Raw genomic sequence first — 14,211 nt, forward strand, 5'->3', positions numbered from 1 at the left:
CATACATTTGAGAGATGAGGAGCTTTTGCATCGGGTCAATCTGAGTGCTCCTTAATATTGGGGGGGTGACCGTGGCCATCATTGAATATCAGGTGCAGGGCAAAGTTGCCGTTGTCACCATGAATAATGCTGAAAACAAGCAGAACCCGGAATTCGCCCGGCAAATGCTGGCTGCGCTGGATCAGGCAGAGGCGGATAAATCCGTCAAAGCCATGGTGATCACCTCAAGCGATGAGAAGAACTGGAGTCAGGGTGTCGATCTCGGGTTTCTGAATGCGGCGCTCAAAGAGCAGCGCCATGATGACATCAAAGCCTTTATGTATGGCATGAACGAGGTGTTCTCGCGCCTCTTACTTGCACCGTTCCCGGTGATTGCAGCCATCAACGGGCACGCGTTTGGTAATGGGGCGATGCTCGCTTGTGCCTGCGACTTCCGGTTTATGCGCTCTGATCGAGGCTATTTTTGTTTTCCTGAGGTGGATATCTCGATCCCATTCCTCCCGGGCATGATCGCTTTCGTAAAAACCGCAGTGCCTTATTATCGTTTCAACGAGATGAAGCTGACGGGTCGTCGGGTGGGGGCGCCCGAATTGCAAGATGACCACATCATTGAGTTGGCCTGTGTGGATGCCGAGGATACGTTCGCGAAAGCGATGGAGTTTGCTGGCACCTTCAACAAAGCCCGCGGGATTTTTGGCGAGCATAAGCGCCGCCTGCACAAACACATTCTGGAGGTGATGGAAGCGGAAGATAAACCGCTGATCGAGTCCCTCCAACTTATGGCGTAAGCCGAAAGGACCCTTCAGATGAGCATGAGTTTTGATTTTTCCGGCCAGAACGTATTTGTCGCTGGCGGCACCAGTGGCATCAACTACGGCATCGCGCAGGGCTTTGCCCGCTGGGGTGCGAAAGTGATGGTTGCGTCCCGTAAGCAGGACAAAGTTGATAAGGCCGTTGAAGGTCTGAAGGCGCTGGGCGCTGAGGCGGCAGGGGTTTCCTTTGATGTGCGCGATTATGCGGCTGTCGAAGAAGGTTTTGCCAAGGCGGCGGACTTCTTTGGTGGTGAGATCGACAACTTGATCTCTGGCGCGGCGGGCAATGTCCCAGGCCGTTTGATGGATCAATCGCCAAACCTCGTGAAATCGATGGTCGAGATCGACCTCATGGGCACATTTCACGTGATGCGCGCGGCCTATCCGCACCTAAAAAAGCCCGGCGCGAGCGTCGTGAATATCTCTGCGCCTCAAGCTTTTGCCGCAATGAGCCATCAATCCCCCGTATGTGCTGCCAAAGCCGGTGTCGATATGGTTACGAAATCCTTGGCGCTGGAATGGGGAGAAGACGGAATTCGTCTCAACTCTATCTCGCCGGGCCCAATCGATGGCACGGAAGGCATGGCGCGGCTGGCCCCAACAGAAGAGCTGCGCGCAATGGTCACCAAGTCGGTGCCGATCCAGCGGTTCGGCTCGCCAGATGACATTGCAAAGGCCGCAGGCTTCCTTTGTTCTGACGCTGGTTCTTATGTGTCAGGCGTGGTGTTGCCCGTTGATGGGGGCTGGGGCGTTTCTGGCGCATCCGTTGTGATGACCGGTGCCGCGAAATTTCTGGATAAGATGACAGGTCGTTAAGGCCGGTTATTCGACCTTCGAGCGTACGGTTGAGCCGGGGATTAAGTTGAAGCCCACGTCTTGGGCTCGTTTAACTGGCTCACCATTGATTTGTGCCAAGACCATCTCTGCCGCGATCTGACCGATGCGCAGGTGCGGCACCGATGTAGATGTCAAACGGTGGGGGAGGATCGACGCAATCGGCAGATCACCCCAACCGGCGATGCCAATGTCATCGGGCACGGACAGGCCGCGTTTCTGGCAATATTGAAGCCCACCCACAGACATATTGTCGTTCTGGTAATAGATGACTTCCACGTCGTGATTGGCCGCCAAGAGCTGCTCTGTGCCATAGAAGCCCGTGTAAAAACCCGGCGCGTCTTTAAGCAAGAGCTGCTTTTTCAGCGAGCCGCCGGAATCCTCGATAACCTTCGCGTATCCTGCGAGACGTGCGCTGGCGGCGTTGGCCGTGTCATGGGATGTGCCAACATAACCGAACTTTTTGTAACCTAGCCCAGCAAGGTACCGGCCCATGCTATAGCCGCTGTCAAAATGGTTTAGCCCCACAGACATATCCAAAGGGCTGGTGTTGTGATCCCAGATCTCCACCAGCGGAATGCCAGAGCCACGCAGCAGCTGGATCGATTTTGGGGAATGCGACCCCCCAGTGATAATCAGACCCGCCGGTTGCCAAGACAGGACCGTCTCCAGCCACTTCTCTTCCTGTTCCAGCGCATGCTCTGTCATGCCGAGAACGGTTTGGTGTCCGAAGGCGACCAGTTTGCGGTCGATCCCTTCAAGAACCTGCGTGAAGATTTCATTGCCCAATTCGGGGATCGAAACCCCGACAAAAGTCGACTTCTGATCCCCGGCAAAAACCGTCGCCAATCGATTCGGCACATAGCCAAGGCGCTCAACCTCAGCCATAACTTTAACCTTCGTGCTCTCCGAAAAACCGCCTTCATCGCGCAAAACGCGGCTTGCGGTCATCTTTGAGACCCCAGCGGCCTTTGCGACCTCTGCAAGGCTTACCTTATTGTTTTTAATTGATTTATCTTGGCTTTTGCTCATCGGGGTTACGCTAACGTTACGGGTAACTCTTTTTTGTTGACACATCGCTTAATCGAGAGAATGCTAGCGTAACGTTACGGGTAACTCAATAAAGATGTTGAGGAGCGTCGAGTTACCTGAACCACTTAGCTTCGTGACTGAAGCTTTGTCACTGAGGAGGACACCGCGTGCCAAGCGCATTACAGAACAATCTGTTTTTTGATGGCATTCAAAAGCACTTCGGTGGGACCTACGCGCTGCGTGATGTGTCCCTCAACATCGAGCGTGGGGAAATTGTTGCCCTTCTCGGTGAAAACGGCGCGGGCAAGTCCACGCTAATCAAAATTCTGGGCGGGATCCACAAACCGGATGACGGTCGGGTTCTAATCGATGGTGAACCTTACGAGCACCGCCCGGGTGGATTTGGAGAGCGCCAGTCGGTGGCTTTCATCCACCAAGACCTTGGCATGATCGAATGGATGACAGTTGCTGAGAATATCGCACTTGCTCTCGGTTATTCGCGAAAGGGGGGGCTGATCCGTTGGAGCTCTGTCGAAGAGTTCGCCCAGCAGGCCCTGGACAAGGTCGGGTGTGATATCGATCCAACGACGCGGGTTCAGGACCTGTCGCGCACTGAGAAGTCTTTGGTTGCCATTGCGCGAGCATTGGCAGTGGATTGCGACTTTCTGGTGCTTGATGAACCCACCGCATCTTTGCCCGCCGATGAGGTCGAACGTCTTTTCGAGGCATTGCGTCCATTGAAAGAGCAGGGGGTGGGCATGATCTATGTGTCTCACCGTCTGGACGAGATCTTCCAGATTGCCGACCGCGTGGCGGTACTGCGGGATGGTGAACTGGTCGGCATGCGCGCCATTAGCCACACCACGCCAGAAGAGCTGGTTTACATGATCGTCGGCCGCAAGACGCGTCAGGTTCTGAAACCCAAAGCTGCGCCAGGCGAAGCGATCCTCAGCGTGCGCAATATGCAAGTGGATGCGGCTGGTCCGGTTGATTTTAGCCTGCACCGCAATGAGATTATCGGACTTGTGGGCCTGCGCGGGGCAGGGCACGAACATGTCTCTCGCGCTTTGTTTGGCTGTGAACCATTCTCTGGCATGGTGTCTGTGAATGGACGCGAGCCCAACCTCGCTTCGCCGCAGACCGCGCTGGAATCCGGTATCGGCTTGGTCGCACGGGATCGTACCGCTGAATCCGTGGCTATGTCGCTCAGCATCCGTGAGAACACTTTTATGAACCCTGCGGCTGTGGGTCGGTCTCTGTTTTCCTTCATGAGCCCAAGAGAGGAATCCTCTTTGGCCGAAAAGATCGGCGCGGAGGTTGCGCTTTCGCCCAATGATCAAAGCATGTCGATCGAAAGCCTGTCGGGGGGCAACCAGCAAAAGGTTGTGATCGGTCGTTGGCTGGAAACCAAGCGGGAGCTTTTGATCTGCGAAGACCCCACCGCCGGTGTGGATGTGGGGGCAAAGGCCGAGATCTACGCTCTTTTGAACACCGCCATTGAAGACGGCGTTGGCATTGTTGTGGTATCCACTGACTTTGAAGAAGTCGCCGCGATCTGCCACCGCGCCATCGTCTTTAGCCAAGGCAAAATCGCCGGAGAGCTATCCGGCACTGAACTTACAACTGAAAACCTGATCCAGGTTGCATCGGCGTCAAACGTGGCGACGAACTGAGGAAGAAGAAATGCAATCCCTTGAATCCAATGCACTTGAGCCCACCAAAGCAGAGCTGAAAAATGCCAGCTCGCGCACCCGCCTCCTGCGGCTGCTACCCGTCTATGGTCTGGTGATTTTGACTGCACTTCTGATCCTGCTGTTCTCGATCCTGTTGCCAAATACCTTCCCGACGATGCTGAACCTGCGGGCGATCATTTCGGACAAAGCCATCATCGCGTTGCTGTCCTTGGGGGCCATGATCCCGATGGCCGCGGGGCGCATCGACCTGACCGTGGGCTATGGCATCGTCCTCTGGCACATTCTCGCGATCTCACTGCAAACGCTTTATGGCCTGCCTTGGCCCATGGCGGTCGCCATCGTGCTTGTGCTGGGACTGTTCACTGGTTTCCTGAATGGCTTGCTGGTGGAAGTGGCGCAAATCGACAGCTTTATTGCGACTTTGGGCACGGGCACTGTGCTTTATGCGCTGGCTCTGTGGCATACCGGAGGTCGTCAGATGGTGGGTGCACTGCCCGATAGTTTCTATGCCATCAACGGTACCTTCGTCTTTGGCTTGCCCATCACCGGCTACTACGTGCTCGGCATCACCATCACCATGTGGCTGATCCTCGAATACACACCGATTGGCCGTTACCTGTACGCCATCGGAGCCAACCAACGCGCCGCTCAACTCAACGGTATTCCCACACGCAAGTTTGTCATCGGGGCATTTATGTCCTCCGGTTTCATCACCGCTTTCGCAGGCGTGCTGCTTGCCTCCAAACTGCGCATTGGTCAGGCATCTGTGGGCCTAGAGTTCCTGCTGCCTGCACTTGTGGGCGCATTCTTGGGCTCAACAACCATTAAACCCGGCCGCGTGAATGTTTGGGGCACCATAGTTGGTGTTGCCATCCTCGCTGTGGGCATCTCGGGTATTCAGCAATTCGGCGGCTCTTTCTGGGTCGAACCGATGTTCAACGGTGTAACCTTGCTTATTGCCATCGGCATCGCGGGTTACGCTCAACGGCGCAAAGGCGCCAAAAAGTGAAGCCAAGCATAAGGAGGAGATTATGCTTAAACGGACCTTCATGGCAGTATCAACTGCCGCACTACTATCCGGTCTAGGTGTACCGGCTTTCGCAGAAACACCATTTGACGGCCCGACATCAGGCCCAACGGCAGCGGGTGGCAAGTCCATCGTGGTTGTTGCCGGTGATCTGAAAAACGGCGGTATTCTTGGGGTGACCAACGGCGGGGAGGAAGCGGGTGGAACCATCGGATGGGACCTGCGCGTTCTTGACGGCGCTGGCTCGATCCAAGGTCGCACCGCGGCCATTGGTCAGGCACTTGCGCTGAACCCAGACGGGATCATCATCAACGGCTTTGACGCGGTTGAACAGCAAGCAGCGCTGGAAGGTGTTGTAGGTGCGGGCATCCCAATGGTGGCCTGGCACTCCGGTCCAAAGATCGGCTGTGACGCGCCGGGTGGCATTTTCGCGAATGTTTCAACCGATGCGATGACCGTATCTGAAGTGGCCGCGGAATGGGCGATCAAAGACGCCGGTGATGGGGTAGGAGCCATCATCTTTACCGACAGCACATATCAAATTGCGATCGACAAAGCGGACCGTATCAAGGAAACGATTGAGGCGATGGGCGGCACCGTGTTGGAATACGTGGACACACCAATCGCGGACACGTCTTCGCGCATGGGGCCACTGACCACCAGCCTGTTGCAGAAGTATGGCGATCAATGGACGCATGCTTTAGCGATCAACGATCTTTACTTTGACTTCATGGGCCCAGCATTGGCGTCCGTTGGCATCAGCAGCAAAGATGGTCCTCAGGCGGGTTCTGCAGGTGACGGCTCTGAAGCGGCCTTCCAGCGCATTCGCTCTGGTAACTATCAGACCATCACGGTGGCCGAGCCTCTGAACCTTCAGGGTTGGCAACTGGTGGACGAGCTTAACCGCGCCATCCAAGGCGAGGCTTGCTCTGGCTACGTGACATCTCCGGCGTTGGTGACCCAAGAGGGTCTCGCGAAGCTGGGAGATACCAACGAGTTCGATCCTGATAGCCCATATCGCGAAGCATACACCGCGATCTGGGGCAAATAAGGCTCTCCCTCGGCGGCTCTCTCCGCTTCCTGAGAGAGGGTCGCCACTTTTAACGCAAACTGTACGAAGCGCGTTGCTTGGTCTGTGACCAGGATTGCGGAGCTTTGTCAAAAGAGAAGATGACACAATGGGGAAATACACACTTATCGCATCATGCGCGCTGGCCGCTGCGGCAACTTTCGCATCTGCAGACGACGTTAAGAAACGCACCGCAGCCATGGATCAAATCCGTATGGGGGCGGCCACTTTGGTGCCTGTGATCAAAGGCGACAAAGAGTTTGATGCGCAGGTCGCAGATCTGGCTTTGCGGATGACCTATGCGGGCGCTTTGGCCTTTGAAGGAAAATTCCCGGAAGGCAGCACGTCCAAAGGGGCAAATCCCGCGATTTGGGAAAACAAAGCTGACTTTGATTCAAAGGTTTTGGAATTCATTTCCAATGCCGAAGCGGCTGTTGCGATGCAACCGAATGACCTTTTGTCACTTCAGTCAGCCTATCAGCCTTTGCTGAAAAACTGCGCGGCTTGCCACAAGGCATACCGGATCAAGAACTGATCCAGCTGCAAACAAAGGAGATGCACAATGGCTGGTAAACCGCTCGTGCAAATGAAGAACATTACAAAACGTTTCGGGGGCGTCACTGCCTTGCAAGACGTAAACCTAGAAGCCTATGCCGGCGAAGTCCTGGCCATTGTTGGGGATAACGGGGCGGGCAAGTCCACCCTGATCAAAATCCTCACCGGTGTTTATCAAGCCAGCGAAGGTGAGATCTTTCTGGATGGAAAACCGCTTGAAATGGGGAGCCACTCTGACGCAATCGATGTGGGTATCGATGCCGTTTACCAGACCCTTGCCTTGGCGGATCACCTGACACCGGCCAATAACATGTTCTTGGGGAATGAACTGACCAAGACTGTCATGGGCATAAAGGTTCTCGACAACAAACGTATGAAATCTGAGGCGACCCGTGTTCTGGATGAACGCCTTGGTGTGCGTTTGCGCTCCATGGACGTGCAAACCGATAGCCTGTCGGGCGGTCAACGCCAAGCGGTGGCCATTGCACGTGCGGTTTATCATGAAGATCTGCGACTGCTGGTGATGGATGAACCCACCGCTGCGCTGGGTCCGCAGGAAACAGCACGCACATTGAAACTGATCAAGGCGCTGCGCGAGCAGGGTCTAGCCGTCATCTTGATCAGCCACTCGTTGGATGACGTGTTTGAAGTGTCTGACCGCGTTCATGTGCAACGCCGTGGCCGTGCCGTGGGGGTTGTGAAAACCGCTGAAAGCTCCGTGCAAGAGGTCCTTGGCCTCATCGTCGGCGCGCAAGACGCTGCGGCGTAAGGAGAGAGACAATGGCTGCAGCTACAACAAACTTACAAGAACGCACCATCATGGATCGGCTCGAGCCGTATCTGGCCTTCATTGGTCCCATGGTGATGATCTTCGCGATCCTTCTGTTTATGGGGATTGCTGAACCGGCACGCTATTTCCGCCTGTCAAATTTGAACCTGATCCTGCTGGATGCGGCGCTATACATGCCGATGGCCATGGCGATGACTTTTGTCATCACACAGCGCGGGATCGACCTATCAATTGGTTCCATCGCCGCGCTCTCTGGCATTCTGATGGCCTTCTTGATCAAGCAATATGGATTCCCAGCCTATATCGCGATCCCTCTGGCGATCCTGATGGGCGCGGTCATGGGCCTGATCAATGGCTTGATCATCACTCGCTTTAAAGTGCCTGATCTGATCGGCACCTTGGCCATGGACCTTGTCTATCGCGGCCTCGCGCTGGTGATTGCGAAAGGTCTGGTTCTGGCGCGGTTCCCCGATCTATTGACGGATATTGGCCGTGGCCAAATCCCAGGCTTCATCCCTGTTCCGGTTGTGATCGGTCTGTTGACCATGGCGCTGGGCTATTGGGCGCTGACGCAAACGCATTTTGGACGTTACACGATCTCGATCGGCTCTAGCCCTGAATCCAGTGAGATGACTGGCATCGCAGTGGATCGTCACAAGATCTATGCCTATGTGCTGATGGGGGCCTGTGCCGCGCTTGCCGGTGTCATGCTGACCGGCAAACTGAACGCGATCCAAGCGACCTCTGCGCCTTACTTCAACCTGCATGTCATTGCGGCTGTGGTTGTGGGTGGCACGTCCCTCTTTGGTGGCCGCGCCTCCATGTTGGGCTCGCTCGCAGGCGTCCTGCTTCTATCCATGATGATCAACGCTCTGGTGACATTGCGCATCGAATTCTTCTGGCAATCCGTCGCCTCCGGCGTGGTGATTGTGAGTTCGGTCGCGCTGTACACATGGATGCAAAAGAAAGACCGCGACGGTGCACGCAGCCTGCTGGCAGGCCTGCGGACCACTGAAGCACAAAAGATGATCAAATTTTCAGCCCTGCTGATTGGGTTGCTGATCCTGTTGCTAGCCGTTGGGGCTGGTCTGGCAACTGATCCGACGCCAAGCGGCTAAGGATAAAGTTGGGACGTCGGAGGTAGGAGCTCCGGCGTCCCTGTAAGGCTCCACATTTTTCGCGAAAGGGAGGACTCACCGTGAAAACATTCAACAAACTACTACTCGCTACAAGTGCAATCTGTACGATTTCCGGCGCAGCGTTGGCGGAAGGCCACGCAAAACTTCCGCTGGTCGAGCTGCCAGGGATTGAAGACCGCGACTACTGGATCCCCGGCGAAGTGAACGCCGAAGGCAAGCTGGAAGCGATGCAAGCGGTCGTGGGCGCAGAAGCGGTGCCGTTTAGCGGCAGCCAAGATGGTCCGATCCAGATCGCTCTGATCTATCCATCAGCGGACACCTCCGACTTCTGGGCACGCAACTATATTGCGATGACCAAACGTCTGGAGGAGTTGGGAATTGAATTCGAAACAACCGAATTCGCCAGCCGTCAGATCGAGCACTCTCTGCAGTCCACATATGCAAACCAAGTCGTGCAAGACGCAGACCTTTATGACTTTGTGATCTTCGGCCCGTCCGAGCTTGCGATCCAAGCTGATAACATCGATAAGATGGCACAAAGCGATGGTTTCTCGACTTTCGTCTGGGCGTTCCACACACCGCTGAAAGATCTGAAAGCGCAGCCTGATGCGTGGTTTGACTTCAGCTCTGCAGCCGGTGCGCTGACCATGTGTGACTACATGCTTGGTCGTTTGGGCAATGACGTAACGATGGCCATGAACCGCGGTATTCCGGGTATCACCGACAACCAACGTTCTGGCGATTTCAAAGCTTGCGTCGAAGAGAAGGGCAACTGGACAACCGCCTATGAGCACTATGGTGAATACCAGCGTGAAGGCGGCTTTGAAGGCACATCCCTGATCATGCAGGCTTACCCAGAAGCGAAGATCATCCACAACGCGAACACCGCGATGGCGATGGGTTCTGTGGAAGCGCAAGTTGCCATGGGCAAGGAAAAAGACATCTTCTCAACCGGTTGGGGTGGTACAGGTCTGGAACTTGACGCGATCCGTCGCGGCGAGCTGGACGCAACCCCAATGCGTATGGGTGACGATGTTGGTGCGGCCACAGCTGAGGCGATCAAGGCGCATATGGAAGAGCGGGCAGGGGACCTGCCATTCGTATTCCTAGGCCGGATCACCGTCGCGCATGACCAGATGTCTGCGGATGAGATCGATGCACTTGAGAAAGAAGCCTTCCGCTTCTCCGGCGTCGGTGCCCTTGAGCGCTAAAGCAAATTGGGTGGGCCTTTTGGCCCACCCGTTTTCCAGACCTAGGTGGTGTTGCCTCGCTCGAGAACGATGGGTTCTATCTGCACACGGTCTACACTCTCTCCGGTATAAAGGGACACAACGCCTTTAGCGGCCTTGGTGCCGATATCCAGATAAGACATGTTGATGGTAGTCAGCTTTGTCCGCACCGAATGAACATTGGACGTTGCGTTGAACCCTGCAATTTTCAGAGAGTCAGGAACCGAGATCCCGCGTTCATAAGAGACCCGCATCCCACCCAGAGCCATTGCGTCGTTCAGATAGTGGATGCCCTGAATATCTGGGTAATGATCGAGTAAACGCCGGGTCAGAACTTCGCCGCCTTCGGCCTGTCGGGGGAGATCTTCGGCAACGCAACGTATTAAGTCGACACCTTGCGCCTTAAGCGCGTCTTCGAACGCATTCGCCCGCTGAGCCGCGCAAATATCAAGTTCCAGTTCAGCGCCAACGTAACCAACTTTTTTCAGCCCAAGGGACAGGAAATGTTCTGCCATCAGTTTGCCCGCATCAGCATGAGAAGGCCCAATGTTGATGTTGAAATCAGTGTTTTCAACGTCCCAGATCTGGACGACCGGGCAAGCCTGTTTTTTCAGAAGCTTGATCGTTTCTGCTTTTCGTTCGATCCCGCCGTGCAGGATCAAGGCTGCGGGGCGGATCGACAGAAAGGACGAGACCTGCTCATAGTCAACCGCAGGATCGAAGTAGCTTTCACCTATGAATGTGCGCAAGCCGGCTGGGCGCAACTCGGCGTTTATCGCGCTCAGGATATCCGAATAAACGACGTCGCGAGCCGTTGGAATAAGCACGCCGACCATATTGCTGCTTGCACCTGCAAGAAGGCTTGCCAACTGATTGGTGACATAGCCCAGTTCGTTTGCAGCTGCCTGGACGCGTTTTCTGGTCTCTTCAGGGATTCGTCCGGTTCCTCGCAGAACCTTGGAAACGGTCATTGCACTGACACCTGCCAGTTTTCCGACATCCGACAGAGTCACCTTCTGGTTAGTTTTGTTGTTTATTGTCATGATCTTAACCTCAGGTCAGATGTTTTCCGAAAACCATTCTACAATATTTTATTGACGTTCGGCTACATTGGGTTATCGTTAACCCAAGAATGCCGCTACGAAGTGATTTTGCAAGATCTCAATGCTGTACGGCGTAGAAATAAGTATTGGAAGGGAGGCCAATGCGACTATTGAATTGGCTTTGGAAAGCCCTGGATGGGCTTATCGCGGTGTTAACGATCGGCATGATTTGCCTGGTCTTTACCAATGTTGTCTTGCGTTACGGTTTTTCTTCAAGCTTGCGCCCATCGGTCGAGCTTTCCCGGCTTGGATTGGTGTGGGTTGTGATGATGGGAGCAGTCGTGGCAATGCGTCGTGACGAGCATTTGGCCGTAACGGAGTTTTCAGCCAAGCTGTTCCCCAGGGCAGTGCCAGTGTTGCGCCGCATTGGTTGGGCGATCACTTTGATCTGCGTTTCCATGTTGTTCATTGGTGCATTTCGCCAAATGCAGGCGAATTGGGGGAATATCTCTCAGCTAACTGGGCTGCCTTCCGCTCTTTTCTATCTGGCGGGGGTGATCTCTGGCGGTTTGATGGCCTTCGTTGCGGCGGTTTGTATTTTCATTCCGACAGCATTGCTTCCGAAAGAGTTGGACTTGTCATGACCCTTGCACTTTTCCTTGGCGTTCTGCTGGTTTCTATCTTTTTGGGCCTACCGGTGGCTTTTGCGCTGCTCTTGTCTTCAATCGCATTGATGTTTCATTTGGATAGCTTCAGTCCTGATATTCTGGCGCAGTCGCTTATCAATGGTGTCGATAGCTTCCCTCTTCTGGCAATTCCTTTCTTTCTCGTCGCAGGGGAAGTTATGTCTGCGGGTGGATTATCTCAGCGCATCGTTCGACTTGCGACCACATTGGTTGGTCATCGTCGCGGTGGCTTGGGATATGTCGCGATTTTTACATCGATCCTTCTGGCGGGGCTGTCCGGGTCTGCGGTCGCCGATGCTGCCGCATTGGTAAGCATCCTTTACCCGATGATGAAAAAGGCGGGCTATCCAGAGGGCCGTTCAATGGGATTGTTGGCGGCAGGCGGGATTATCGCGCCTGTCATCCCACCTTCCTTGCCGTTAATTCTAATCGGCGTAGCCGGCGGCATTTCCATTAAAAACCTGTTCTTGGGCGGCATCGTTCCCGGCCTCATGATGGGCGTCACCCTGATGATTGTTTGGTCATTCTTGGTGCGCGATGAGGACATGGAAGTCACACCGCGCGCGACAGGAAAAGAAAAACTGGAGGCATTGAAAGACGGCTTCTGGGCACTGCTTTTGCCGATCATCATTATCGGAGGGATCCGCTTCGGAATCTTCACGCCAACCGAAGCGGCGGTTGTAGCAGCTGTTTACGCTCTTTTTGTTTCGACATTGGTTTATCGTGAACTCAACTTGAAAACACTATTCTCTGTGCTGGTTTCTGCAGGTCGCTCCACTGCAATGGTCATGTTCCTTGTGGGCTGCGCCATGGTCGCGGCTTGGCTGATCACCATTGCGCAACTCCCACAACAGCTCGCGGCAATGCTTGGTCCACTTGTGGACAACCCCCGGCTTCTCATGGCGGTGATCATGCTGATCGTTCTGGCCGTGGGTATGGTTATGGATCTCGCTCCGACAGTTTTGATCCTCGTTCCGCTGCTGATGCCCGTTGTGAAGATGGCCGGGATTGACCCTGTCTATTTCGGCCTAATGTTCGTCATCAATACATCTATCGGTCTGATCACACCGCCTGTTGGCAACGTTTTGAATGTTGTCTGCGGGGTAGGGCGCGTGCCCATGTCGGCTGCGGTGAAAGGGGTTGCTCCTTTCATTTTGGCTTACATCGCGCTGCTGACGCTCTTTGTGATCTTCCCACAAATCATCATCGCACCAATGAAAATCATCATTGGGTAAAACTGGAGGAGTAAACGATGAAAACTATGAAACGAATTGCAGGCGTAGCCGCAGCACTCGCTGTGAGCGCAACTGTCGCGGCTGCTGGGACCACGCTGAAGCTGGCTCATGCTGCACCTGAATCCGATTTGCAGCAGACCATGTCTTTGTTTTTCAAAGAACAGGTTGAAGCGCGCACAAATGGCGAGGTCAAAGTAAATATCTTTCCATCAGGTCAGCTGGGAAATGACGCTCAGATGATTGATGGGACGCGCTCAGGTATTATCGATATTTCGATGGTTGGCTTGAATAACTATTCCGGCCTGATGCCTGAATCTGCGGCTTTCACTTTGCCTTTTATGTTCCCGACACGTGACACTGCCTACAAAGTTCTGGACGGCGAAGTTGGCCAAGGCGTCTTGGATGACATGGGCGCGCATGGTTTGAAGGGGCTCGGATTCCCGGAGAATGGCTACCGCAATATGACCAACAACCGCGGTCCAATCAAAACACCAGCGGATGTGCAGGGCCTGCAAATGCGTGTGAACAACTCCAAAGCCTTGAACGATATGTTCAATGCGTTGAAAGCGAACCCGCAGCAAATCCCGGTTGCTGAGTTATATACGGCGCTAGAAACAGGTGTTGTGGACGCGCAGGATCACCCGATTGGCGTGACACTATCATTCAAGTTTTTTGAAGTTCAAAAGTACCTGAGCATGACACGCCATGCCTATTCTCCGCTGGCTGTTGCTATGAATCTGAAGAAATTCGAAGGCCTTTCCGCGGACGAACAAGCGGTCATTCTGGAGGTCGCCCAGGAAGCGGTCAATTTGCAACGTGAACTGAGCATCGAGAAAGAAGACAGCATGATTGCAGAGCTCGAATCAGCGGGCATGACAGTGAACCAAGATGTCGACGGCGCGGCTTTCCAAGCAGCCATCACACCGGTTTGGGACTCCTTTATTTCCCAGAACGGCGACACGCTGGTGAACGCGATCCTCGCGGCTTCCAAATAAGTTCAAATATCGAGGAGCTGCGGAACCATCGGCAGCTCCTCAAACACACCACTATATTGATTTTTGGCATC

At 54.4% G+C, this 14,211-nt stretch carries 14 protein-coding genes; 12 read left to right on the forward strand and 2 right to left on the reverse strand.

Features of this window, described 5'->3' with window-relative positions:
- The first annotated feature begins 71 nt into the window (after nucleotides 1-71).
- Nucleotides 72-788, forward strand: coding sequence for an enoyl-CoA hydratase/isomerase family protein (locus TA5113_RS06275; RefSeq protein WP_082625922.1), 717 nt, complete (start codon nucleotides 72-74; stop codon nucleotides 786-788).
- 18 nt (nucleotides 789-806) lie between these two features.
- Nucleotides 807-1,628 (forward strand): SDR family oxidoreductase, encoded by an 822-nt coding sequence (locus TA5113_RS06280; protein WP_058315495.1) that lies wholly within the window; start codon nucleotides 807-809, stop codon nucleotides 1,626-1,628.
- A 6-nt stretch (nucleotides 1,629-1,634) separates the two neighbouring features.
- Here the strand turns inward: TA5113_RS06280 and TA5113_RS06285 are convergent, their stop codons facing one another.
- Entirely contained in the window at nucleotides 1,635-2,723 is a 1,089-nt protein-coding gene (locus TA5113_RS06285) for a LacI family DNA-binding transcriptional regulator (protein ID WP_306337892.1), read from the reverse strand.
- A 122-nt stretch (nucleotides 2,724-2,845) separates the two neighbouring features.
- Between TA5113_RS06285 and TA5113_RS06290 the strand changes: the two genes are divergently transcribed.
- From TA5113_RS06290 to TA5113_RS06320, 7 genes are all read left to right on the forward strand, one after another.
- Complete coding sequence (locus tag TA5113_RS06290; RefSeq protein ID WP_058315497.1) at nucleotides 2,846-4,351, forward strand: sugar ABC transporter ATP-binding protein; 1,506 nt, start codon at nucleotides 2,846-2,848, stop codon at nucleotides 4,349-4,351.
- A gap of 10 nt (nucleotides 4,352-4,361) precedes the next feature.
- Entirely contained in the window at nucleotides 4,362-5,381 is a 1,020-nt protein-coding gene (locus TA5113_RS06295; protein WP_058315498.1) for an ABC transporter permease, read from the forward strand.
- A 22-nt stretch (nucleotides 5,382-5,403) separates the two neighbouring features.
- Complete coding sequence (locus TA5113_RS06300; RefSeq protein WP_058316649.1) at nucleotides 5,404-6,450, forward strand: substrate-binding domain-containing protein; 1,047 nt, start codon at nucleotides 5,404-5,406, stop codon at nucleotides 6,448-6,450.
- Between the two features lie 127 nt (nucleotides 6,451-6,577).
- Nucleotides 6,578-7,003, forward strand: a complete 426-nt coding sequence (locus TA5113_RS06305; protein WP_058315500.1) for a c-type cytochrome — start codon at nucleotides 6,578-6,580, stop codon at nucleotides 7,001-7,003.
- Between the two features lie 27 nt (nucleotides 7,004-7,030).
- Nucleotides 7,031-7,792: an ATP-binding cassette domain-containing protein gene (locus tag TA5113_RS06310; RefSeq protein WP_058315501.1), complete on the forward strand. Its 762-nt coding sequence runs from the start codon at nucleotides 7,031-7,033 to the stop codon at nucleotides 7,790-7,792.
- A gap of 11 nt (nucleotides 7,793-7,803) precedes the next feature.
- Nucleotides 7,804-8,931 carry an ABC transporter permease gene (locus TA5113_RS06315; RefSeq protein ID WP_058315502.1) on the forward strand — a complete coding sequence of 376 codons (1,128 nt, stop codon included), beginning with the start codon at nucleotides 7,804-7,806 and terminating at the stop codon, nucleotides 8,929-8,931.
- Between the two features lie 80 nt (nucleotides 8,932-9,011).
- Nucleotides 9,012-10,163: a substrate-binding domain-containing protein gene (locus TA5113_RS06320; protein ID WP_082625897.1), complete on the forward strand. Its 1,152-nt coding sequence runs from the start codon at nucleotides 9,012-9,014 to the stop codon at nucleotides 10,161-10,163.
- Between the two features lie 41 nt (nucleotides 10,164-10,204).
- On the opposite strand, the gene TA5113_RS06325 is transcribed toward TA5113_RS06320, so the two are convergent.
- A complete protein-coding gene (locus TA5113_RS06325; protein WP_058315504.1) occupies nucleotides 10,205-11,224 on the reverse strand; it encodes a LacI family DNA-binding transcriptional regulator in 1,020 nt (339 codons plus the stop codon).
- Nucleotides 11,225-11,385: 161 nt separating this feature from the next.
- On the opposite strand from TA5113_RS06325, the gene TA5113_RS06330 reads away from it, so the two are divergent.
- The 3 genes from TA5113_RS06330 to TA5113_RS06340 are packed head-to-tail and all read left to right on the forward strand — an operon-like array spanning nucleotide 11,386 to nucleotide 14,140.
- Nucleotides 11,386-11,868, forward strand: a complete 483-nt coding sequence (locus tag TA5113_RS06330) for a TRAP transporter small permease (protein WP_058316650.1) — start codon at nucleotides 11,386-11,388, stop codon at nucleotides 11,866-11,868.
- The gene (locus TA5113_RS06335) at nucleotides 11,865-13,145 is read left to right on the forward strand and encodes a TRAP transporter large permease subunit (protein ID WP_058315506.1); all 1,281 of its coding nucleotides are present in this window, start codon (nucleotides 11,865-11,867) and stop codon (nucleotides 13,143-13,145) included. Before TA5113_RS06330 ends, TA5113_RS06335 begins: the two co-directional genes overlap by 4 nt.
- A 17-nt stretch (nucleotides 13,146-13,162) precedes the next feature.
- Complete coding sequence (locus TA5113_RS06340) at nucleotides 13,163-14,140, forward strand: TRAP transporter substrate-binding protein (protein ID WP_058315507.1); 978 nt, start codon at nucleotides 13,163-13,165, stop codon at nucleotides 14,138-14,140.
- Nucleotides 14,141-14,211: the final 71 nt, after the last annotated feature.

The organism is Cognatishimia activa (genome assembly GCF_001458335.1).
In the GTDB taxonomy this organism is placed as follows: Bacteria; Pseudomonadota; Alphaproteobacteria; order Rhodobacterales; family Rhodobacteraceae; genus Cognatishimia; species Cognatishimia activa.